The organism is Nocardia sp. NPDC050718 (genome assembly GCF_040654235.1).
Taxonomy (GTDB): Bacteria; Actinomycetota; Actinomycetes; order Mycobacteriales; family Mycobacteriaceae; genus Nocardia.
On sequence record NZ_JBFAHQ010000003.1, the window covers coordinates 163,865 to 185,724 of the forward strand.

Genomic DNA, 21,860 nt, shown 5'->3' on the forward strand with positions numbered 1-21,860 from the left:
CCTTGCGTGATTTCGTCTGCCCGAACTGTGGGCAGCAGCTGGCCTTCGAGAACTCGGTCTGCCTGTCGTGCTCGAGCCCGCTCGGCTTCAGCCTGCGGGAGCGCGCGCTGGTGGTGATCGGCGATCCGCCCGGTGACGCGGCGATCGATCACGCGGGCGGCGTCGTCGACGGTGACCGGTTCCGGCTGTGCGACAACCTGCATGTGGCGCAGTGCAACTGGCTGGTCTCCACGACCGACCGCAGCGCGGGACCGATGCTGTGCGCGTCGTGCGCGCTCACCAGGACCAGGCCCAACGACGCCGACGCCGACGGCTTGGCGGCGTTCGCCGAGGCCGAGGCGGCCAAGCGCCGCCTGATCTTCGAACTGGTCGAGCTGGGTCTGCCGATCGTCGGCCGCGACGCCGATCCCACCCACGGCCTGGCCTTCGACCTGCTCTCCAGCCGCACCGACGGCGTGCTGACCGGGCACATCGACGGGGTCGTCACCCTCGATCTGGCCGAGGCGAACGACCCGCACCGCGAACAGCTGCGGATCGAGATGGCCGAGCCGTACCGCACCCTGCTCGGCCATTTCCGGCACGAGATCGGGCACTACTATTTCACCGTGCTGGTCGCCGACGACGAAGCGCTGCACCGGTTCCGGGACCTGTTCGGCGACCCGTACGCCGACTACCAGGACGCGCTGAACCGGCACTACTCGCACGGCGCCCCGCCCGGCTGGGAGAGCGACTACGTCTCCTCCTACGCGACCATGCACGCCGCGGAGGACTGGGCCGAGACCTTCGCGCACTATCTGCACATCCGCGACACCCTCGACACCGCCGCCGCCTTCGGCTTCGCCCCGGCCGGCGCCACCCTCGATCGTCCGCAGGTCGGGCGCGCCGGTTTCGACAAGATCATCGAACTGTGGCTGCCGCTGGCCTGGTCGCTGAACATGGTCAACCGGTCGATGGGACACGACGACCTCTATCCGTTCGTGCTGCCCGATCATGTCCTGGAGAAGATGCGCTTCGTCCACGAGCTGTGTGAGCGCAGTGACTCCGCCGCGTCCCAGGTCGTCGCCTAGCGTTAGGCGATTTGCCCGTTTTCGCTGCGATCCGGGTCACAGCTGACTACCCTCTCGGTTTGAGACTAGCGAGTCTCAAACTCGGTGCTCGATGAGGATGGCTATGAACTCACCGCTGATATCCGTCGGATTGCCGCTGGCCCTGGCCGTGGTCATGTTCGGCCTCGGCCTGTCGCTCACCACCGCCGACTTCACCCGGATCGCGAAGAGCCCGCGGGTGGTCGCCATCGCCCTGGCCTGTCAGCTGATCGCGCTGCCGGTCATCGCGTTCGGCCTGGTGCTGCTCTTCGATCTGGAGCCGATCCTCGCGGTCGGCATGATGCTGCTCGCCGCGTCGCCGGGCGGGACGACGGCGAACCTGTTCAGTCATCTGTTCCGCGGTGACGTCGCGCTCAACGTGTCGCTGACCGCGGTCAACTCCGTCATCGCCGTCGCCACCGTCCCGCTGGTGACCAACTTCGCGATCGACTACTTCGACCCGGCGGGCAGCGGCGACTCGGTCGGCCTGCAATTCGGCAAGGTGGTCCAGGTGTTCGCCATCGTGCTCGTCCCGGTGGGCATCGGCATGCTGGTGCGCCGCTGGGCGCCCGCGTTCGCCGAGCGGATGGACCGCCCGGTGCGGATCGGCTCGGCCGTCATCCTGTTGCTGGTGATCGTCGGTTCGCTGACCGCCGAATCCGAGGACTTCTCCACCCACTTCCCGAAGATCGGCGCGATCGCCGTGCTGTTCTGCGTGATCAGCCTGACCATCGGGTTCTTCGTGCCGCGACTGCTCGGCGCGACGGGCCGCCAGTCCATCGCCTGCTCGATGGAGGTCGGCGTGCACAACAGCACGATCGCCATCACCATCGCGCTGAGCGTCCTGGACAGCACCGAGATGGCGGTGCCCGCCGCGATCTACGGCATCCTGATGTTCCCGACCGCCGCCGTCTTCGGGTTCCTGATCACCCGCCGCCGGACCAGGACCGCGGTGGCCGCGGCCGAGTGAGGCTCAGGCGTGCGCCGCGTAGATGTGGCGGGCGAGTTCGTCACGGAGCGCGCCGAATTCCGGGTGCGCGCGGATATCGGCGAAGTCGGGGCCGACGTCGTCCTTGAAGGTGGGCGTCACGTCGTGGACCACGCGGCCGGGACCCGCGCCCATCACCAGGACGCGGGTGCCGAGCAGCACGGCTTCCTCGATGCCGTGGGTGACGAACAGGACGGTCTTGCGGCGGTCGCGCCAGAGGGTGCGCAGCTCGCGTTGCAGGCGTTCCCTGGTGAGCGCGTCGAGGGCGCCGAACGGCTCGTCCATCAGCACGATGCCCGGATCGTTCACCAGCACCCGGGCGATCTGGGCGCGCTGCTGCTGACCGCCGGACAGCTCGTAGGGCTTGCGCTCGGCGAGCTGTTCCAGGCCGACCAGCTCGAGCAGCCGGTCGGCCTGCGCGCGGCGCGTCTTCCTGTCCACCCCACGGACTTTCGGGCCGAACTCGACATTGCCGCGCACCGACAGCCAGGGGTACAGCGTGGCCTGCTGGAACACCACCCCGCGATCGGGGTCGGGGCTGTCGACCACCCGGCCGCCGACCCGGACCTCGCCCCCGCTGGGCGGGAGGAAGCCCGCCAGGATGTTCAGCAGCGTCGATTTGCCGCAGCCGGACGGGCCGACGACACAGACGAATTCGCCGGGCTCGATGGTGAGGTCGATGGGCGCGAGCACCTCGACGTCACCCTCGGGATCGGGGTAGCGCTTGCTCACCCCGGTCATCGTCACCCGTTCGGCGGTCACGAGGACGCGCCCGCCGCGGCCGTCGCCGAGATGCCGTCGCGGTACTGCTGCTCGCTGCCGACCGCGGCGATGCCGCCCTGGCTCAGCAGGAATCGCGCGGTGCCGGTGAGATCGTCGGCGAATCCGCCGCCCAGGTAGCGCGGTCCGGCCTGCTCGGCGGCGGGCAGGTACTGATAGCCCGTCAGCTGGGGGACGACCTGGTCGGGCGCGATACCCAGCTGCGCGCCGAGGGAGACGGCGGCCTCGGCGGGCTGGGTCCGCAGCAGGCCCACCGCGTAGTCCTGCGCCTTCGCCCAGGTCTTGGCGAAGGCGGCGTTGTCGGCCAGGAACTCGCGGCTCGCGAGCGCCACGTCGTAGGTCGGCGCGCCCGCGGCGGCGGTCTCGGCGCTGCTGGTGAGCACTGTGCCGCCCGCCGCCGTCAGCTTGGACAGGGTCGGGTCCCACACCCAGGCCGCGTCGATCTGATTGCCCTGCCACGCACCGGGAATCGCGTCGGGCTGCAGGTTGATCAGCTCCACCTGGCCGGTGAGCCCGGCCTTGTCGAGCGCGGCGAGCAGGCTGTAGTGCGAGGTGCTGCCGAACGGCGTGGCCACCTTCTTGCCGCGCAGCCCGGCCGGTGCCGTGATCGACTTGTCCTTCACCACCAGCGATTCCGACGTGCCGATCACATCGTGGATCCACACCACCTGCACCGGCAGGTTCAACGGCGCCGACAGCGCCTTCGTCGCCGGGCTGGAACCGAGCGTGCCGATGTCGAGGCTGCCCGCGCCGAAGGCCTGCACCACGTCGGCGCCGGAGGCGAACTGGCTCCAGGTGATCTTCGCGTTCGGCAGGCACGCCTGCAGCAGATTCCGGTCCTTCACCAGCAGATCGGCATTGGGGATGGCCTGGAACCCGAGGCGGACCGTGCTGGTGACACCGGTGTCGGCGGCGAACGGGCAGCTCGCCGCGGCCGAACTCGTGTCCACGCGACCGGATTCCACGCAGCCCGCGGTGACGGCGACGACAGCGGACAGCGCGACCGAGGTCGCGACGACCTCGCGCAGTGCGGATTTCATACTTTGCCTTTCCAGGGGACGGCCTTGGTGCCGATGAAGACGATCGCCGCGTCGAGCAGCATGGCCGCCACGCCGATCACGATGATGCAGGCGATGGTGAGGGGCGTATTCAGTTGCGTGCCCGCGATATACGCGAGGCCGCCGATGCCGGGGATGCCGTTGTTGAGTTCGGCGGCGACGACCGTGGTCCAGGCGAACGCGGTCGCGATGCGGATGCCGCTGATGACCGTCGGCAGCGTCGCGGGCAGCACGACGAGCGCGACCACCTGGGCGCGGCCGGCGCCGAGTGAGCGCGCGGCGTTCAGGTAGTCCCGCTTGACGCCGAGCACGCCGTCGAGGGTGGCGATGACGATCGGCGGGAACGCGGCCAGGAACAGCAGCCAGATCTTGGAGGTGTCACCGATGCCGAACCACACGATCAGCAGACCGATGTAGCCCAGCGGCGGCAGCGCGCGCAGGAAGTTCAGCACCGGTTCGGCCACCCAGCGCACCGGCGCGACCATCCCCATCACGAACCCCACCAGCGGCCCGACCAGAATCGCCGCCCCGACCCCGACCGCGATCCGCTGCAGACTCGCCAGCAGATGCTCCCAGAGGAAATACCCCTGCTCCCCGATGACGACCCGATCCACCCCGTCGGCGATCCGATGCCGGGTATTGGCCCGCACGAACGCGTCCCACACCGCCCGCGGCGACGGCAGATACAGCGGATCAACCAGCCCCGCCGCCGTCACCACGGTCCACCCCGTCAGCACGAGGCCGACCGCGACCACCGCGGCCAGCGCCCGCCGCCCCCGCCCGCGACGCGGCCGCGATCCGGCCGACGGCGCGGTCGCGGGCCCGACCGCCCGCTCCTCCGTCGCCTCCGCCACTTCGGTCACGCCGACTCCTCCCACCGGGGTGTCGGCGGTGGATTCGGCGACACATGCGGGGTCTGACGCTATCGGCGCAGGTAGCGGCTCCGGGAGGGTAAAAGTCGAGCTGAGCCGAAGTCGGGTCGGTCGCCTGGCCCAGCGCTCAGTCGGTTTCCTTCGGATGGCCGGGCATACAGCGCTCGAGCAGTACCCGACCCGCCGTGCGGCTGCCCTTGGGCGCGTGGTCGACGAAGTACCAGAGCCGCCCGCCGTCGGTGAACTTGTACTGGAACCGCTCGAACGTGCGGCCCTGGTATCGGCCGTAGCGGAGATCGGCCTTGAGCGGGTAGAGCCGGGCCGAGACGGTTTCGGGCTCGCGGGTGAGCTGGTCCCAGGCGTCGACGATGGCATTGCGCGCCGCTGCCAAGCAGTCGGTCCAGCCTTTCTGGGCCTGGCTGGTGATGAAGACGATCTCGAACTCGGCCCGTTTCAGTGGCCGCGGTACCTCCGAGCGGCGGCTCACTCCCCGGCCCCTGGAGCAGGTACTGCTTCAGGGTCGTCCAGGTAGTGCAGGTCGGAACCGTCGACGTTGAGCGCCGGGTCGGCGTACGCGCGCGCCGTTTCCTTCCACGATTCGAGAGTGGTGCTGAGCCGGTCCACCCGGCCGACCGAGATCCCACCGCGCGCGATGGCGAGGAACTCGCCGACGAATTCGATCCGAGCGGGCTCGGGTAGTAGTTCCAGCCAGGGGAAGACGACAGCCAGGCGCGCCACCATGCGTTCCAGCACCTCGTCGTCCATGGCGACAGTCAGCAACTGCATCAGGACGCCGAGCGCGTCGGACGCCGCCGCCTCGGCATCGGCACTCGACAGCCGGACCGGCGGAGCCGAGCGGCGAACGAGGATCACGTCCCCGTTCGCCTCCATCTCCTCGATGATCCGGTTCGGGTCGCGCAGGAACTCGGACCACGTGGCTGTCGCGCTCATGCGCCCAGGTTATCAGAACTAGTTCAGATAACCCCGTGATCAGGCGCGGAGGCGTTCGCGGCGGAGACGGTCGACCTCGGGGAGGTCGAGGGGGGCGAGGTCGGTGGGGGAGATGCCGAGGGCTCGGGCGATGAGGAGGTCGGCGAGTTCGGGGTTGCGGGCCAGGGCGGGGCCGTGCAGGTAGGTGCCGATGACCGAACCCTGGACGACGCCTTCGGTGCCGTCGCCGACGCCGTTGCCGACACCGCGGGTGACCTTGGCGAGCGGGGCGGCATCGGGGCCGAGGAGGGTGCCGCCACGGTGGTTCTCGAAGCCGGTCAGCGGGGCGGACAGGCCGTCCAGGACGGGGGTGGTGGTCACCTCGCCGATGGCGCGGGTTTCCTGGGGGGAGGTGGTGACGTCGAACAGGCTGACGCCGTCGACCTTCTCGCCCGCCGAGGTCTCGTACCAGTTGCCGAGCACCTGGATGGCGGCGCAGATCGCGAGCACCGGGGCGCCCTTGGCGGCGGCCTGCTGGAGGCCGGGGTACTGCCGCAGGTGCCGGGTGGCCAGGCGCTGGGCCGAGTCCTCGGCGCCGCCGAGGGTGTAGATGTCGAACGAGTCCGGCACCGGGTCGGCCAGGGTGATGTCGATGATCTCGGCGTCGTAGCCGCGCATGCGCAGCCGCTGGCGCAGCACCAGCGCGTTGCCGCCGTCGCCGTAGGTGCCCATCACGTCGGGCAGGACGAGGCCGATGCGAATGGTCGACTCACTCATGCGCGCGCCTCCAGGTCACGGTTCAGATCGCGGAACGCGGTGTAGTTGGCCAGCACCTCGACGTGCCCGGCCGGGCAGGAGGCGATGGCGCGCAGCGGGTCGGGGATCAGGGTGTGCTCGACGCCCGCGTAGGTCAGGCGCACGGCCAGGTCGGTGGCGCGCTCACCGGCGGCCACCACCTGCACGCCCTCGAAGTGCTCGAACCGCACGTCCCAGAGCCAGGACAGATCCTCACCGTCGGGCACCTGCCCGTTCACCGCGATCACCAGACCGGCCGAGGTCGGCTCGATCATCGACAGCGCCTCCTGCCAGCCCGCCGGGTTCTTGGCGAGCAGCAGCCGCGCGTCGTGCTCGCCCACGGTGACGGTGCGGTAGCGGCCCGCGATCTCGCGCACGGTGCCGGTCGCGTCGGTCGCCTTGGCGGGCTCGGCGCCCATCGCGACCGCCGCGGCGACGGCCTGCGCCGCGTTGCCGCGGTTCGCGCGGCCGGGCAGCGCCAGGTGCAGCGGCGCGCGGAAACCGTCGGGGCCGCACAGGTCGTCGCCCTCGAGCCACCAATCCGGTTGCGGACGATGGAAATCGGCGCCGGTCGAGCGCCAGTTCTCGCCCTCCCAGACGATCGGCTCGCCGCTGCGCGGACAACTCGTCGCGTCGACGGCCCAGCCGCTGCCCGCCGATACCCACACCACGTTGGGGTGGTCGTAGGCGATGGAGGCCACCAGCACGTCGTCGCAGTTGGCGATGACGACGGTGCCGGGATGCCGCGCCAGTCCGGCGCGCAGCTTGCGCTCGATCATGTTGATCTCGCCGACCCGGTCGAGCTGGTCGCGGCTCAGGTTCAGCAGTACGACGGCGGCCGGGTCGAGCGCGTCGCTGACGTGCGGCAGATGCAGCTCGTCGACCTCGATCGCGGCCAGCGGCACCCCCTGGTGCACGCTCAGCGCGGCGACGATGCCCGCGTCCATATTGGCGCCGTCGGCCTGGGTGGCGACCTGGCCGAGGGTGCCGAGCGCGGCGGTGGTCATCCTGGTGGTGGTCGACTTGCCGTTGGTGCCGGTGATCAGCACTGTCCGCCTGCCGCGACCGAGCTGCGTCATGATCGTCGGATCGATCTTCAGCGCGATCAGGCCGCCGATCATCGAACCCTTGCCGCGACCCGCCTTCTGCGAAGCCCACGACGCTGCCGCCGCCGCTCGCAAAGCCAGGCGCCCACGCACCGAGATGTCTGCCACGCCGCGAGTCTATGTGCGCGCAGTCGCGGGCCGCGTGCGGGAGCGGTGTGAGGTGCGTCAGCCCATCCGTGCGACGAGGGTTCGCACGATCTCGGCGGTGACCTCGTCGCGCCAGATCTGGAAGTGCGCGGGGCTGTCCAGGCCGCCGACCGAGGAGTCGCCGCTGACCGCGAACGCGAAATTCCCCCGATGACAGGCCACGGTGGATTCGATGATCTTGCCGTAGGTGCATTCGGTGGCGCCCCACTCCGGAGCCACCGGGTCACCGGTGAAGCGCTTCATATCGGCGTAGTAGGCGGCGACGGCGGATTCCTCGCCGACCGAGGAGAACGTGACGGTGATCTTGGCGTTGCCCGAGGACGCGGGCAGATCCGGCAGGTCGAAGGTGAACTGACACCCGCCCTGGGCGATATTGCGCACCGATTCGTCGAGCAGCTGCACGGTCTGCGGCGCGCGTTTGAGGTTGGTGGCCTGCGGCAGGATCGCGGTGATCTCGGCGTCGGTGAGAACGGCGCAGGCGTCGGGCCAATTGTCGACGGTGGCGGGTAGCGTCACCGTGATGGGCACGGCGGCCGGGGCCGCCGCGCCGAATTCGATCTCGGGCGGGCCGACCGGACCGCACCCGGACACCACCGCCGCCGCTATCGCGATCGAGCCGAGCACGCGCAGATTCACCAGAAATCCCCCCGCTAACACCGAGATTCGAACAGACGGTCGTTATTGTCGGCTGAACCCGACCCGGACGCAACGCGCGTTCTGGGCGTTCCAACAGTTCACAATCATTCGTCGAACATATTGGGTAATCCCCGAGCGTAGCGATCGGCGTCGATCACCCGCAGCGGCTCGAGTTCGGGCGTGCGGCGCAGCCGGAAAGTGCGGCAGCGCTGGGCCGATGAGCCCGCGACGTCGAGCAGTGCGTTGACCGCGGCGCGCGCCGATTCGTTGGCCCCTTCCATCGTCGCCAGGTCGACATCGGTGCGCACGTAATCGCCTGCCAGGAACAGATTCTCGATCGATCCGTGCGCTTCCGGCCGCGCGTCCCACGAGCCCGCGGTATTGATGAGCAACGGATCGGCATTCGCGTTCCGGCTGCCCTGCCAGGTGATCCCCGGATCGAGAAACCAGGAATGGACGTCGGCCGGGCGGAGCAGTTGTTCGCGATCGTTGAGGTGCGCGGCGAGCTGGGCCCAGACCTCGCGGAAGATCTCCTCGTGCGTGCATTCCACGGCGGGCTTGCCGTACAGGATGCCCGGCGTATTCCAATCGGAGATGTCGACCGAGAGACAGTCGGCCACCGAGCCGTCGCCGAACGAATTCAGCTTGTGCGTCCACAGCTGGTTCTGGCTGATCGAGGTGAGCGACCACGGGGAATCGACGAACGCCGTGTGCCCACGCGAAATATGCAGCGGGGAACGGAAATAGATCTGGATGCCGTTCATCCAGTCGACGAACAGCCGATCCGTCGCGGCCAGTTCCGGCGCGAGTTCGAGCACCTGCGGCGACCAGAGTTTGCGTGCCTGCTCGACCGGCAGCGCGGTGACGAAATAGTCCGCTTCGACGGTGCGGGCGCCGGTGGCGTCGGTGATCCGCGCGGCGCCGATGCGCCTGTCTCGCACCACGAGTTCCTCGACGCGCGCGCCGAGTTCGAAGCGCACGCCGAGTCCGCGCAGGTGCTGCACCCACGGGTCGATCCAGGCGATGTTGGTGGCGTTGTTCAGCACCCGGTCCAGGCCGCCGTCGTTGCCCAGGCCGAGCGGATTGCCGAGGAACTGCTCGCCCATGCTGCCGATGGTGCGGGTGCTGGCCAGATTCTCCTTGGCCGCGACCATGATGCTGGTGAGCGAACGCGACACGATCGCGCGGAATTCGTGTGAGCGCTCGTGCCCGTGCACGAAGTCATACCAGGAGGTGTGCTCCCACTGGCCGAAGCGGCGGGCCTCGCAACTGCTGTTGAACACCAGCAGCCGGTTGGCGAAGTAGCCGACCTCCGCGGGCGGCATCTTCGTCATCGTCGACAGGGTGGCGGCCAGGGTCTCCCTGATCGCGTCCGGGTGGGTGTTCGGGTTGGTGAAGCCGTCGGGCAGGGCGAGCAGCATGTCGTCGGTGTCGCGGCGGGAGAACCTGGCCTCGGGCACGGTGAGCAGGTTGCTCCACACGCCGTCGGCATTGCCCGCGACGGGAATCCGGCGCATGGTGTCGGGCAGGTTCTGATAGAAGCCCGGAAAGAAGCGGAAGCCGTGCTCACCGGGCAGATCGGGCCTGCCGTCGCGGCCGGTGCCGGGGACCGGCACGCTGCGCGCCTTGCCGCCGAAGGCCCTGGCCTCGTAGACGGTCACCTCGAAACCGCGTTCGGCCAGCTCGTGCGCGGCCGTCAGCCCGGCGACGCCGCCGCCGAGGACCGCGACCCGGCGGCCGGGAGGCGCGCCCAGCGCGACACCCGGCGCGCCCGCCACGGCTCCTGCCGATACCACCCCAGCTGCGACTGCGCCGCGGAGAAAAGTCCTCCGCGAGACGGGCCACCGTTGCGCCATATGCTGTTCAGCTGCCTTGCTCGAGTATTGCCTGCGATTTGCTACCACTCTAGAGCGCGGCGAAGACCTGGCTGTTGCGACCTGCACGTCGTTCGCCCGAGCTCGAAACCGACCGGTCGCGCGGAAAACGCATCGCGCGATCGGTCACATGCTAGCCAGAGCCTTCGCGATTGTGCGCTGAATTGGACGTTAGACCTGCACCAGGCCGCGGTCGGGCACCGGGTCCGGTTGCGGTCGCGGCTGCCGGGTGGTCGTCGCGGCGAAGGCGCCGGCGATCACGATCGTGCCGCCGACGAGCGAGGCCACCGACGGCCGCTCGTCCAGGGCCACCCAGGCCGCGGCGATCCCGACGACCGGCACGAGCAGCGACAACGGCGCCACCGTGCCCGCCGGATAGCGGCTCATCAGATACGTCCACAGGCCCGATCCGCACACCGTCGCGAGCAGGGCGATATAGGCGAGCGCGGCCAGCGCGGGGAGCCCGGCGGTGGACGAGACCGCCGCGCCGAGCGCGCGGAAACCGGTGTCAGGCCCCTCGACAGCCAGCGACAGCGCCAGCAGCGGGAGCGGCGGGATCACCGACATCCACAGCGTCAGATGCAGCGGATCGAAGCCGGGGGAGTCGGCGCCCGCCTGGCGCGCGCCGATATTGCCGAACGCCCACCCCAGGCCACCTGCCAGCGTCAGCAGGACCGGGAGCAGCGTGGCATCGGCCAGCCGATCGGCGCCGATGACGACCATGCCGAGCACGGCGACCGCCAGGCCCGCGACCTGCACCGGCCGCAGCCGCTCGCGCAGCAGAACGGCGCCGAGTACCACCGTGAACGGCGCGGACGACTGGAGCACCAGCGAGGCGAGGCCGGTGGGCATGCCGGTGCGCATCGCGGTGAACAGGAAGGCGAACTGCAGGATGCCGAACCCGGTGCCGTAGAGCAGCAGCCAGCGGGTACGCACGGCGGGACGCGGAATGAAGACGAGCACGGGAATCGCGATCACGGCGAACCGCAGCGCGGCGAAGAAGAACGGCGGGAAGTGGTCGAGGCCGATCCGGATGGCCAGGAAGTTCATGCCCCAGAGCACGACGACGGTCAGTCCGAGCAGGCGGTCGCGGGTGGTCACGCCCTAATCGTGCGGTTGGCGAAGCATCAGGACAATCGAATAAAAGTGGATCAATAAAGTAGATTTACTTCATGTTTTCCATCGACCGACTGCGGATTCTGCGCGAGCTGGCCGATCGCGGCACGGTCGCCGCCGTCGCCGAGGCGCTGTCGATGACGCCGTCGGCGGTCTCCCAGCAACTGAAGGTGCTCGCCAGGGAAGCCGGCGTCGCGTTGCTCGAGCCGGACGGGCGCCGGGTGCGGCTCACCGACGCCGGACAGGCGCTGGTGCTGCGGGCCGACGACGTGCTCGCCGCGATGGAGCGGGCGACCGCCGAGATGGCGCACTACCGCGGCTCGCCGCGCGGGCAGGTCAGGGTGGCGTCGTTCCCGTCCGGCGCCGCGCTGCTGCTGCCGCCGGTGCTCACCGCGCTGTCCGGCAGCGGCGTGCAGCTCGTCGCGGGCGACGAGGACCTGCCGCCGTCGGAGGCGCCCAAGCTGCTGGCCGACTACGACATCGTGCTCACCCATCGCGACGAACGCGCGCCATCGCCCGCCGGTCCCCGGCTCTCGGCGCGGGTACTGATGCGGGAACCGATCGACGTCGTGGTCGCGGCGACGCACCCGCTGGCGGGCAGACCCGCGGTCCGCCCGGAGGAGCTGGCCGACGAGGTGTGGGTGAGCGTGCGCGGCGGATTCCCCGTCGACGACGTGCTCGAATCGATCGCCACCATCACCGGGGTGCGACCGCGGATCGCGCAGCGGCTCAACGAGTTCCGGGTGATCGAAACGCTGGTGGCCTCGGGTTACGGTGTCGCGCTGATGCCGCGCTTCGCGGTCGCGCATCCCGGGCTGTCGGTGCTGCGGCTGGCCGGCGTGCGCGCGGCGCGGGTGTACGAACTCCTCACCCGGCCGCAGGCGCACCGGCGCCCCGCCATCGCCGCGGTGCTCGACGCCTTCGAGGCCGCGGCCCGCGACGTCAGCGCGCGCTGACCGGCGCGCACAGCCGCTCGACCAGCGCGCGCAGGACCATGACGTTGGGGATGTCGGCGATCGCGGTCGAGTTCAGCTCGAACCATCTGCCCTCGACGGCGATCTCGGCACAGCCGGAGTCCGTCCGCAGGCCCTGGACCTGGTGCCACGGCACGCTCTTGGTGCGCGTGCCGATCTCGGTGCCGGTCAGCCAGATGTGGCCGAAATCGAGGCGGTGTCCGGCGTGGAGGGCCGCGAGCGCCCGCGGCAGCTGAGCCGCCGTGACGGCCCGCTGGATCCAGTCGCCCCACTGCTCGGCGTCGGTGAACGAACTGTCGAGCACGAAGTGCCGACCGGCGAGATCGGTCAGCGTGTAGGTGGCGACGGCGCTGACCGGCCCGCCGTCGGCACGCGTGCGGGCGATCTTCCGCAGCACCGTCGTCGAATCGAACCGCGCGACACTGATGTGCCCGCCCAGCACCGCGACCAGGCCGTGGTCGTAGACGGCGAGCCGGTTACCCGCGGTCTCCCGCTCGTGCCACCACGCCTGTGCCGTGCTCAGGACGAACGCGAAGACGGCGCCGAGCGCGGTCAGCCCGGTGATCCAGGCGATCCCGGCCTGCTCGATGACGAAGGCCAGGGCGGTGACCGCGAGCGCGACACCCGCCACGACGCCGATCACGCGAATCCGGCTCCACGCCATCACCGTGGGTGCGTACGCCGCCCGGTGCTGACCCAGCCCGGCTCCGGCCGCCACACCCGCGATATGGCGCGCGGCATCGACCTCGGACACGTTCCCCCCCAGTTGATTCGGCTACGTCAGTACTGCCCCGGCTGGTACTGCTGGCCCTGGTAGGACTGCCCCGGCGGCGGGAACTGCTGGCTCTGCTGCTGCCCGTGGTAGCCGAAATCGTCGGCGACCATGGCGGCCAGTTCGAGCAGCGCCCGCCTGGTCGGCTTGCTGACCAGCTCGAGGTCGATCTCGGCGCCCTCGGCCAGGTGATCGTCGAACGGCACGATCTGCACGGCGCGGGTGCGGTCGAGGAACAGCTTGCGCAGCTGGTCCAGGTCGACCGTCGACGCGCCGCGGCGCGAGGCGTTCACGACGACGACGGTCCGCTCGACGAGCTTGCTGTAGCCGTGGTGGTCGAGCCAGTCCAGCGTCGCCGACGCGCTGCGCGCACCGTCGATCGCGGGTGAGGTGACCAGCACCAGCGAGCTCGCCATGTCGAGCACGCCCGACATCGCCGAGTGCATCAGACCGGTGCCGCAGTCGGTCAGGATGATGTTGTAGAACGACTGCAGGATGCCGATCGCCTTGCGGTAATCGGCCTCGCTGAAGGCCTCCGACACGGCCGGGTCCTGCTCGGAGGCGAGTACTTCCAGCCGGCTCGGGGCCTGCGAGGTGTGCGCGCGCACGTCGGAGTAGCGGGTGATGTTCTGGTCTTCGAGCAGGTTGCGCACCGTCGAGCGGGTCTGGCGCGGCACCCGGTGGGCGAGGGTGCCCAGGTCGGGGTTGGCGTCGATCGCGATGACGCGGTCACCGCGCTGCGAGGCGAAGGTGGAACCGAGACCGACCGTGGTGGTGGTCTTGCCGACGCCACCCTTGAGCGAGAGGATCGCGATCCGGTAGTCACCGCGGACCGGCTGGTTGACCCGCTCGGCGAGGTCGCGATGGACGACGTCGGCCGCCGACTCACCCGGGTTGATCATGCCGCCGGAGGCCTTGTGCACAGCGCGGCGCCATCCGCTGCGCGGCGCCTTGCGGGCCCGCTTGAGCAGGTTCAGGTCGTTGACCGAATGGCCCGGCTGACCGGGTGCGGGCACGTGCTGCGGCTGGAACGGCTGATGCTGCTGCGCCGGTCCGCCCTGCCACTGCGGCTGTCCGGGCGGCGGGCCGAGCGGACCCGGCTGGCCGGGCACCTGACCGGGCGGCATGCCACCCGGCATCGGCGGCTGGTACATCGGCGGCGGCGGGGGCGCCCAGCTGTAGATGGGTTCGGACTGCTGGCCCTGCGGCGGTTGCTGCTCCTGGCCGGGAAACTGCGGCTGCTCGGGCGCGCCCGGGTACGGCCCGGGAGCGCCGGGGTACGGCTGCTCACCGGTGGCCTGCGGACCGGGCCACGGCTGCTCGGCGCCGGGCACCGGCTGACCGGGCCACGGCTGTTCGGTGCCCGGCCCGGGCTGACCGGGCCACGGCTGCTGTTCGGGACCGTTCACGACGGGATGCGCGCCACCGCTCTGGTACGGATCGGGCGCGCCCGGATATTGGTTCGGCGCGAACGGGCCCGGCACGAAGCCACCGGGCTGGAACACCGTCTGCTCGGCGAGCCCGGCGTGCGGCTCGGCCGCGGCGGCCTCGGCGGGCTGCGGCTCGGCGGCGTCGTCGGCCTGCTCGGCGGTGGCGGCCGTCGGCTCGAGGTCGTCGTCGGTGGCCGTCTGCACCCCGGCGGATCCGGACGCAGCGTCGGCCGTCTCAGCCGACGGACTCTGCAGCCAGGGCGGAGACGTCGGATTATGGTCGTTGTTGGTCACAGTTCCCCCACTTTGCCCGATGAACGAGCAGGAAGCTCGGCGCTGAATGTGCACCAAAACGCTAGCACGGTGCTAATTTCCGCGCGCCGGGGGCGGCCGCCCGGAGAACCGCTCCAGCCCGGCATGCGCGCAGCTCAACCGGTAGATCCGCACCGAAGCCGACCGGTCGGGCCCGAGTTGTCCACAGCCCTTTCGGCCCTGTGCACAACCGGCGAAGGCCGGGCCCGCGCGTCGCGGACCCGGCCTTCGCGGTGTCGAACTAGCGCGCGGCGGCGCGGTTGACCGCCGAGACGACGGCTCGCAGCGACGCGGTGGTGATCGAGGTGGCGATGCCGACGCCCCACACGACCTTGTCGCCGATCGCGACCTCGACGTAGGCGGCGGCCTGCGCGTCGTCACCGGCGGACATGGCGTGCTCGCTGTAATCGAGCACCCGCACGTCGAAGCCGACGGTGGCGATCGCGTCGACGAACGCGGCCAGCGGGCCGTTGCCGGACCCGGTGATCTCCTGCTCGACGCCGTCGACCTTGACCGTGGCGACGATGGTGTCGACGCCGCCGTCGGTCTCCGACGCGGTCACCTTCTGGCGCATCCGCTCCAGCGGCAGGATCGGGTTCAGGTACTCGGTGGCGAAGACGTCCCACATCTCCTTGGGCGTCACCTCGCCGCCCTCACCGTCGGTGATCGCCTGGATCGCCTGCGAGAACTCGATCTGCAGCCGGCGCGGCAGCACCAGGCCGTGATCGGTCTTCATGATGTAGGCGACGCCGCCCTTGCCGGACTGCGAGTTCACCCGGATGACGGCCTCGTAGGTGCGGCCGACGTCCTTCGGGTCGATCGGCAGGTACGGGACCTCCCAGGTGATGTCGGCGACGTCGGCGTTCTGCGCGTCGGCGGTGGCCTTCATCGCGTCCAGGCCCTTGTTGATGGCGTCCTGATGGCTGCCGGAGAAGGCGGTGTAGACCAGGTCGCCGCCGTACGGGTGGCGCTCGGCCACGGCCAGCTGGTTGCAGTACTCCACCGTGCGACGGACCTCGTCGATGTCGGAGAAGTTGATCTGCGGGTCGATGCCGCGGGAGAACATGTTCATGCCCAGCGTCACCAGGCAGACGTTGCCGGTGCGCTCGCCGTTGCCGAACAGGCAGCCCTCGATGCGGTCGGCGCCGGCCTGGTAGCCCAGCTCGGCGGCCGCGACGGCGGTGCCGCGGTCGTTGTGCGGGTGCAGCGACAGCACGATCGAATCGCGGCGGGCCAGGTTGCGGTGCATCCACTCGATCGAGTCGGCGTACACGTTCGGGGTGGCCATCTCGACGGTCGCGGGCAGGTTGATGATCAGCGGCTTGGCCGGGGTCGGCGCGATGATCGCCGAGACCGCGTCGCAGACCTCACGGGCGTAGTCCAGCTCGGTGCCGGTGTAGGACTCCGGGCTGTACTCGTAGCGCCACTCGGTGTCGGGGTAGCGCTGCTCGATCTCCAGGCACAGGGTGGCGGCGTCGGTGGCGATCTTCTTCACCGCGTCGCGCTCGGCGCGGAAGACCACGCGACGCTGCAGGATCGAGGTGGAGTTGTAGAAGTGCACGATGACGTTCGGCGCGCCGTTGCAGGCCTCGAAGGTGCGCTCGATCAGCTCGGGGCGGCACTGGGTCAGCACCTGGATGGTGACGTCGGCGGGGATCGCGCCGTCCTCGATGATCTCGCGGACGAAGTCGAAATCGGTCTGGCTGGCGGCCGGGAAGCCGACCTCGATCTCCTTGTAGCCCATCCGGACGAGCAGGTCGAACATGCGGCGCTTGCGGGCCGGGCTCATCGGGTCGATGAGCGCCTGGTTGCCGTCACGCAGGTCGACGGCGCACCACGCGGGGGCGCGATCGATGATCTTGTCGGGCCAGGTGCGGTCGGGCACCGAGATGGGCTCGACCTCTTCGGCGAAGGGCCGGTACCGGAACGACGGCATCGACGAGTTCTTCTGGTGGTTCCAGGCGGGCTGGTCGGCCGGTGCGGGTTTGCCGGGGGCCGTGATGGTGCGCGAAGCGGATACGAATGCGTCAGCCGAGGACATGCAAGTTTCTCCGTGGATGTGAGTGGATTCCCTGGTGGGAGCGGGTCGACCGGCGCGTTGGAACCCCGCGACGGGAGCCGGTCCGTATCAGAACCCGTCGCGGCGGCCGAGAAGAAGTGCCCGCTGCATGATCCTTCGAGCTTACCGCGTGCCCTACCCCGCTGGTAAGCGGCCTGGGGAAACCGGCCGGTAGTTCGCGAGCGGTACGGTTTTCAGCGAATCGCACGCTTGTACGGACCATCGCGTCCGACGAGACGTCACAAAGGAACTCGGATGACCTGGTTACAGCAAGTGGCCGTGCTCGCGGCGGGCATCGCCGCGGGCGGCATCAACACGATCGTCGGCTCCGGCACGCTCATCACCTTCCCCACCCTGCTTGCCTTCGGTTTGCCGCCGGTGACGGCGAACGTGTCGAACACGATCGGTCTGGTCCCCGGCTCGGTCAGCGGGGTGATCGGCTACCGGCGCGAACTGGAAGGACAGCGGTCGCGACTGCTGCAGCTCGGCACCGCCTCGCTGCTCGGCGGCATCACCGGCGCGATCCTGCTGCTCGTCATGCCCGCGGAGGCCTTCAAGGCGATCGTGCCGGTGCTGATCATCGCCGCGCTGATCCTGGTGGTCGTGCAGCCCCGGCTGGCGGCCTGGGTGAAGCGGCGCAGGGCCGACGGTGACGCGGCCACCCCCGCGCACGGCGGCCCGATCCTGCTGGTCGCGGTGTTCGGCACCGGCATCTACGGCGGCTACTTCGGCGCCGCCCAGGGCGTGCTGCTGCTCGGCCTGCTCGGGGTGTTCGTGCACGAGGACATCCAGCGGCTCAACGCGGTGAAGAACGTGCTGGCGCTGATCGTCAACGCGGTGTCGGCGGTGATCTTCATCCTGATCGCCGAGGTGAACTGGCAGGCCGTCGCGCTGATCGCGGTCGGTTCGATCATCGGCGGCCAGCTGGGCGCGAAGGTGGGCCGCAGGCTCTCGCCGAACGTCCTGCGCGCGGTGATCGTCGTCGTCGGCACGATCGCGGTGATCCGGCTGCTGACGTCCGGGTGAGCGGGGGCCGCGTCATGCGGTCCGCCCGGTGGTTGTGACTACCACCAAAGGCCCCTCGGTTGAACACCATTGGCGTTTCACACGGGGTATCCTGCGCTCGGCCATGCGTGATGAGGGAGGTGGCCTGGTGCACAGACGTGCCTTCTTCAAGGCGGCGGGACTGGCGACGATCGCCGGTGCCATGGGGACGACGCTGACGACCACGGCCGCCGCGGCCGATCCGCGCGAGGCGATGTTCCGTACCTGGGTACCGGAGATCTTCGAGCCCATCCCCGACGCGCCCGCGCACACCGAGGCCATCGTCATCGGTTCCGGCTTCGGTGCCGCCGTCACCGCCCTGCGGCTGGCCCAGGCCGGGATCGCCAACACCGTGCTCGAGCGCGGTTCGCGCTGGCCCAACGACCCGTGGCGGGAGATCTTCACCGGCGACGACCTGCCCGACGGCCGCGGCTTCTGGCACCGCACCAGCTTCACCGGCGTCACCAAGGTGCCGATGAGCTTCGGCAAGTTCGGCGGCGTCCTCGATGTCACCGAGTACCCGGGGATCGACGTGTGGCGCGCGGCCGCGGTCGGCGGCGGCTCGGTGATCTTCACCGGCGCGATGGTGGCGCCGGAGCGCAAGCTGTTCGACCACGTCTTCGGCGGCGTCGTCGACTACGGCGAGCTCGAGCGCGTCTACTACCCGCGGGTGCGCGAGATGCTGCGGCTGGACCCGATGCCCGCCGACATCTACCAGTCCGCGCCGTTCGCGCACTCGCGCGCCTGGGACGACCAGGTCCGCGCCGCCGGCTATCAGCCGGTGGCCAACGACTCGATCTTCACCTGGGACGTGCTGCGCAGCGAGCTGGCCGGCAACTCCCGCGCCTCGGCCACCGCCGCCCGCTCCAACCTGGGCAATTCCAACGGCGCCAAGTTCGACCTGAACCAGAACTACCTGCGCTACGCCAGGGAGACCGGCAGGTCCCAGGTGTACCCGGGCCACCGCGTCGACGCCATCGCCCAGGAGGCGAGCGGCAAGTTCGTGGTCACCGTGACGAAACTGGCCCCGACCGGTCAGCACCTCGGCACCCGCACGCTGACCTGCGACAAGCTGTTCCTCGGCGCCGGTTCCGTCGGCACCTCCGAACTGCTGGTCCGGGCCCAGGCCACCGGCGCGCTGCCCAACCTCAACGAGCACGTCGGCGACGGCTGGGGCACCAACGGTGACGTGGTGCTGGCCCGCGGCGCGAGCGCGGTGGCGGGCCAGGGCCAGGGCGTGCCGAGCGCGAGCCGCATCTTCGACGCGTCCGGCGTCCCGCTGACGCTGGAGAACTGGTACATCCCCGGCATTCCGTTCGAGACCGGTGCGCTCGCCTCGCTCGGCATGGTGCTCGACTCGACCAGGGCCCGTTTCGGCTACCACGGCGGCGGTGTCGGGCTGAGCTGGTCGGCGGGCGCGCAGAACGCCGTCGTCGACGCGGCGCGCGCGGTCGATCACCGGATCGCCGAACGCGCGGGCGCGGTCGCCGAGTACGGCGCGCTCGGCTACGACGCGAACGCCCAGTTCACCGCGCATCCGCTGGGCGGCGCGGTGCTCGGCAAGGCGACCGACGCGTTCGGCCGCGTGCACGGGCACCCCGGTCTCTACGTGATGGACGGCGCGGCGATCCCCGGCAGCACCGCCACGGTCAACCCCTCGCTCACGATCACCGCGCTGGCCGAACGCAATATCGCGGCCGTCATCGGCGCCGGTCGCTGACACTCGCGCGGACGGTCGCGCGCAATGTGACCGATCCGCGCCGATTCGGCCGTACGCTCGGCAAGGACGATGGCGTTCGAAGGGAGTACCGAGGTGGCCTCACCGGGCATCGAGCGGGTCGAGGCATTGCCGGACGTGCGGGCCAAGACGCCGTCGCTGAAGACCGATCTGTTCATGCTGGTGCTGGCCATCATCTCGGTCGCGCTGGTCGTGTGGGTCACCTTCTTCCCGGTCTCCGGGACGACCTATCACGCGATCGTGGTCACCGACTGGACGATCTGCGGCATCTTCCTGATCGAGTTCCTCTGGCGGTGGCGCCGGGCGGGCTGGCCGTGGAGCTTCCCGTTCATCTACTGGTACGAAGTGCTCGGCATGATCCCGGTGACCAGCCCGATCTTCCGCGGGTTCCGGCTGCTGCGGATCGTGGTGATCCTGATCCGGCTCGGCCGCGTCGCCGATCGCGCGCTGGGCGAGCGGGTCACCGCGACGGTGGTGAACCGGTTCGTCGGCACCATCGTCGACGTGATCAAGCGCCCGATGACGATCGCGATCCTCGACGAGGTCTCCAAGGTCCTGCGGGCAGGTCACTACACCAAGAACATCGCCGCGGCGCTGGAGGAGAACCACGCCGAGGTCGACCAGATGATCGTCGACCTGATCAAGAACGACCCGGCGACCAGCAAGCTGCGCTACCTCCCGTTCCACGACGACATCATCCGGCTCGTCGCCGACACCGTGTACCGGATGCTGCGCCAGCTGCTCGACGATCCGCGCACCGACGAACTGGTCGCCGACATGCTGCGGGAGAACCTCGATCAGATCAACGACGCGGTGCGCGCCGGGATCAACGTGCCGCCGTCGCACCGCGGGGCGACGCCCGCCGAGCACGGCGTGCGTCACCACCTCGATCAGGTCAAGCGTGCCTGATCTCGTCGCGCGGGGTCGCGTAGCGCACGGTCTCGAAGATCACCAGCAGGGCCAGCACCGCGCAGAGCAGCGTCAGCGCGGCGAGCGCCGGTAGCTTCGTCGCCACCGGGACGAGCGCGACCAGGATCACCGCGGTGACCACGCGGGGGAGCGAGATCGACTTGGTCGCATAGTATTTCGCCGCGATCACGCCGAGCAGGAACAGGGCGGGCCCGACGTAGAGCGCGATCAGCGGAATACCGTGCAGCGCGTCGGTGAGCTTGTGGTGCGAGGCGTCGCCGACGTAGTACAGCACCTTCTTCAGCCCGAGCGAGAGCGCGATGACACCGGCGATCATCGGGAAATGCCCGTAGGTGTAGCTGCGCTGGGCGATCTTGATCTGGTGCGCGCCGCGGGAATGCGCGAAGGCGTGCTCGATCGAGATCGCCGCGACGTCGAAGTACAGCCACCACAGCAGGCCCGACACCGCGAGGCCGAGCATCGAGCCGAGCGCGATCGGCCACGAGATCGGCAGACCCGCGACCCCGATGCCGATCGAGACGATGGACTCACCGAGCGCGATGATGACGATCAGCCCGTACCGCTCGGCGAAATGCGAGGCCGAGTTGATCCGCCAGTCGCTGCCCGCGAACCAGGTCCAGAGCATGTCGCCGGCGATCGCGCCCAGCCACAGCAGGATCTGGGTGAGGCCGTCGGTCATGGCGGCGACGACCAGCAGGCTGGTACCGAGGGTGATCGAACCGATCGCCCAGCGCAGCACCTGCCCGCGCAGCTGGGAGTCCTCGGCGCTGATCACCCAGAAGATCGAGACGTGCACCAGCCGGACCACGAGGTAGGCGATGGCGAAGACCAGCGGGCCGAACCAGCCGCCGCTGAGGTCGTCGAACGCCTCGGGGATGGTCAGTGCCGCGATGAACGCGCCGCCCATCGCGACGAACATCGCGATCCGGGCGATGCCCTCGTCGGCCCTGACCACATTGCCCAGCCAGGAGTAGGCGATCCACAGCCACCACATCAGCGCGAGCACCAGCCCGGCGCGGACCACGTTGGCCGCGGTCGGATCGTCGGCGGCCAGCGCGGTGACCATGGTGAAGGCGAAGACGATCACGAGGTCGAAGAACAGTTCGAGCTGGGTCACCGAGGCGCCTTCGGCCACCTGCTGGAACCGAGCCCGTCGAGTACCGATCATGCGCACATCGTCGCACCCGGCGCCGTCGTCCGCGCGGAACGGACGG

At 69.9% G+C, this 21,860-nt stretch carries 20 protein-coding genes; 6 read left to right on the plus strand and 14 right to left on the minus strand.

Annotated elements, in window-relative coordinates:
• Nucleotides 1–2 precede the first annotated feature (2 nt).
• Complete coding sequence (locus AB0H54_RS15100; RefSeq protein WP_357345946.1) at nucleotides 3–1,067, plus strand: putative zinc-binding metallopeptidase; 1,065 nt, start codon at nucleotides 3–5, stop codon at nucleotides 1,065–1,067.
• Between the two features lie 103 nt (nucleotides 1,068–1,170).
• Nucleotides 1,171–2,055, plus strand: a complete 885-nt coding sequence (locus AB0H54_RS15105) for a bile acid:sodium symporter family protein (protein ID WP_355280984.1) — start codon at nucleotides 1,171–1,173, stop codon at nucleotides 2,053–2,055.
• A 3-nt stretch (nucleotides 2,056–2,058) separates the two neighbouring features.
• Here AB0H54_RS15105 and AB0H54_RS15110 read toward each other — a convergent pair whose 3' ends face one another.
• The 10 genes from AB0H54_RS15110 to AB0H54_RS15155 form a co-directional block, all read right to left on the minus strand.
• Nucleotides 2,059–2,835, minus strand: coding sequence for an ABC transporter ATP-binding protein (locus AB0H54_RS15110; protein WP_357345949.1), 777 nt, complete (start codon nucleotides 2,833–2,835; stop codon nucleotides 2,059–2,061).
• Nucleotides 2,832–3,893 (minus strand): ABC transporter substrate-binding protein, encoded by a 1,062-nt coding sequence (locus tag AB0H54_RS15115; RefSeq protein ID WP_357345951.1) that lies wholly within the window; start codon nucleotides 3,891–3,893, stop codon nucleotides 2,832–2,834. Before AB0H54_RS15115 ends, AB0H54_RS15110 begins: the two co-directional genes overlap by 4 nt.
• Entirely contained in the window at nucleotides 3,890–4,675 is a 786-nt protein-coding gene (locus tag AB0H54_RS15120) for an ABC transporter permease subunit (RefSeq protein ID WP_357346602.1), read from the minus strand. The genes AB0H54_RS15115 and AB0H54_RS15120 overlap by 4 nt, the downstream gene beginning before the upstream one ends.
• Before the next feature lie 235 nt (nucleotides 4,676–4,910).
• The gene (locus AB0H54_RS15125; protein ID WP_355280979.1) at nucleotides 4,911–5,270 is read right to left on the minus strand and encodes a hypothetical protein; all 360 of its coding nucleotides are present in this window, start codon (nucleotides 5,268–5,270) and stop codon (nucleotides 4,911–4,913) included.
• Nucleotides 5,267–5,734 carry a hypothetical protein gene (locus tag AB0H54_RS15130; RefSeq protein WP_357345953.1) on the minus strand — a complete coding sequence of 156 codons (468 nt, stop codon included), beginning with the start codon at nucleotides 5,732–5,734 and terminating at the stop codon, nucleotides 5,267–5,269. The genes AB0H54_RS15125 and AB0H54_RS15130 overlap by 4 nt, the downstream gene beginning before the upstream one ends.
• A 39-nt stretch (nucleotides 5,735–5,773) precedes the next feature.
• Nucleotides 5,774–6,490 carry a glutamine amidotransferase gene (locus AB0H54_RS15135; protein WP_357345955.1) on the minus strand — a complete coding sequence of 239 codons (717 nt, stop codon included), beginning with the start codon at nucleotides 6,488–6,490 and terminating at the stop codon, nucleotides 5,774–5,776.
• Entirely contained in the window at nucleotides 6,487–7,722 is a 1,236-nt protein-coding gene (locus tag AB0H54_RS15140; protein WP_357345957.1) for a MurT ligase domain-containing protein, read from the minus strand. The genes AB0H54_RS15135 and AB0H54_RS15140 overlap by 4 nt, the downstream gene beginning before the upstream one ends.
• A gap of 57 nt (nucleotides 7,723–7,779) precedes the next feature.
• Nucleotides 7,780–8,397 (minus strand): hypothetical protein, encoded by a 618-nt coding sequence (locus AB0H54_RS15145; RefSeq protein ID WP_357345958.1) that lies wholly within the window; start codon nucleotides 8,395–8,397, stop codon nucleotides 7,780–7,782.
• A gap of 104 nt (nucleotides 8,398–8,501) precedes the next feature.
• On the minus strand, nucleotides 8,502–10,253 hold the full coding sequence (locus AB0H54_RS15150) for an FAD-dependent oxidoreductase (RefSeq protein ID WP_357345960.1): 1,752 nt from the start codon (nucleotides 10,251–10,253) through the stop codon (nucleotides 8,502–8,504).
• A gap of 189 nt (nucleotides 10,254–10,442) precedes the next feature.
• Nucleotides 10,443–11,372 carry an EamA family transporter gene (locus AB0H54_RS15155; RefSeq protein ID WP_357345962.1) on the minus strand — a complete coding sequence of 310 codons (930 nt, stop codon included), beginning with the start codon at nucleotides 11,370–11,372 and terminating at the stop codon, nucleotides 10,443–10,445.
• 71 nt (nucleotides 11,373–11,443) lie between these two features.
• Here AB0H54_RS15155 and AB0H54_RS15160 point away from each other — a divergent pair, with 71 nt between their 5' ends.
• A complete protein-coding gene (locus AB0H54_RS15160) occupies nucleotides 11,444–12,343 on the plus strand; it encodes a LysR family transcriptional regulator (protein ID WP_357345964.1) in 900 nt (299 codons plus the stop codon).
• Here the strand turns inward: AB0H54_RS15160 and AB0H54_RS15165 are convergent.
• The 3 genes from AB0H54_RS15165 to leuA all read right to left on the minus strand — a co-directional run bounded on the left by AB0H54_RS15165 (nucleotide 12,330) and on the right by leuA (nucleotide 16,916).
• Nucleotides 12,330–13,115, minus strand: a complete 786-nt coding sequence (locus tag AB0H54_RS15165; RefSeq protein ID WP_357345966.1) for a DUF6585 family protein — start codon at nucleotides 13,113–13,115, stop codon at nucleotides 12,330–12,332. The two genes, AB0H54_RS15160 and AB0H54_RS15165, sit on opposite strands and share 14 nt — an antisense overlap.
• Before the next feature lie 26 nt (nucleotides 13,116–13,141).
• Complete coding sequence (locus tag AB0H54_RS15170; RefSeq protein ID WP_357345968.1) at nucleotides 13,142–14,767, minus strand: MinD/ParA family protein; 1,626 nt, start codon at nucleotides 14,765–14,767, stop codon at nucleotides 13,142–13,144.
• A 349-nt stretch (nucleotides 14,768–15,116) separates the two neighbouring features.
• Complete coding sequence (gene leuA / locus AB0H54_RS15175) at nucleotides 15,117–16,916, minus strand: 2-isopropylmalate synthase (RefSeq protein ID WP_355280961.1); 1,800 nt, start codon at nucleotides 16,914–16,916, stop codon at nucleotides 15,117–15,119.
• 273 nt (nucleotides 16,917–17,189) lie between these two features.
• Here leuA and AB0H54_RS15180 point away from each other — a divergent pair, with 273 nt between their 5' ends.
• The 3 genes from AB0H54_RS15180 to AB0H54_RS15190 all read left to right on the plus strand — a co-directional run bounded on the left by AB0H54_RS15180 (nucleotide 17,190) and on the right by AB0H54_RS15190 (nucleotide 20,625).
• Nucleotides 17,190–17,960 (plus strand): sulfite exporter TauE/SafE family protein, encoded by a 771-nt coding sequence (locus AB0H54_RS15180; RefSeq protein WP_355280959.1) that lies wholly within the window; start codon nucleotides 17,190–17,192, stop codon nucleotides 17,958–17,960.
• A 127-nt stretch (nucleotides 17,961–18,087) separates the two neighbouring features.
• Nucleotides 18,088–19,698: a GMC oxidoreductase gene (locus AB0H54_RS15185; RefSeq protein ID WP_357345970.1), complete on the plus strand. Its 1,611-nt coding sequence runs from the start codon at nucleotides 18,088–18,090 to the stop codon at nucleotides 19,696–19,698.
• Nucleotides 19,699–19,767: 69 nt separating this feature from the next.
• The gene (locus AB0H54_RS15190) at nucleotides 19,768–20,625 is read left to right on the plus strand and encodes an ion transporter (protein WP_357345972.1); all 858 of its coding nucleotides are present in this window, start codon (nucleotides 19,768–19,770) and stop codon (nucleotides 20,623–20,625) included.
• Here the strand turns inward: AB0H54_RS15190 and AB0H54_RS15195 are convergent.
• A complete protein-coding gene (locus tag AB0H54_RS15195; RefSeq protein WP_355280954.1) occupies nucleotides 20,612–21,814 on the minus strand; it encodes a low temperature requirement protein A in 1,203 nt (400 codons plus the stop codon). The genes AB0H54_RS15190 and AB0H54_RS15195 overlap by 14 nt on opposite strands.
• Nucleotides 21,815–21,860: the final 46 nt, after the last annotated feature.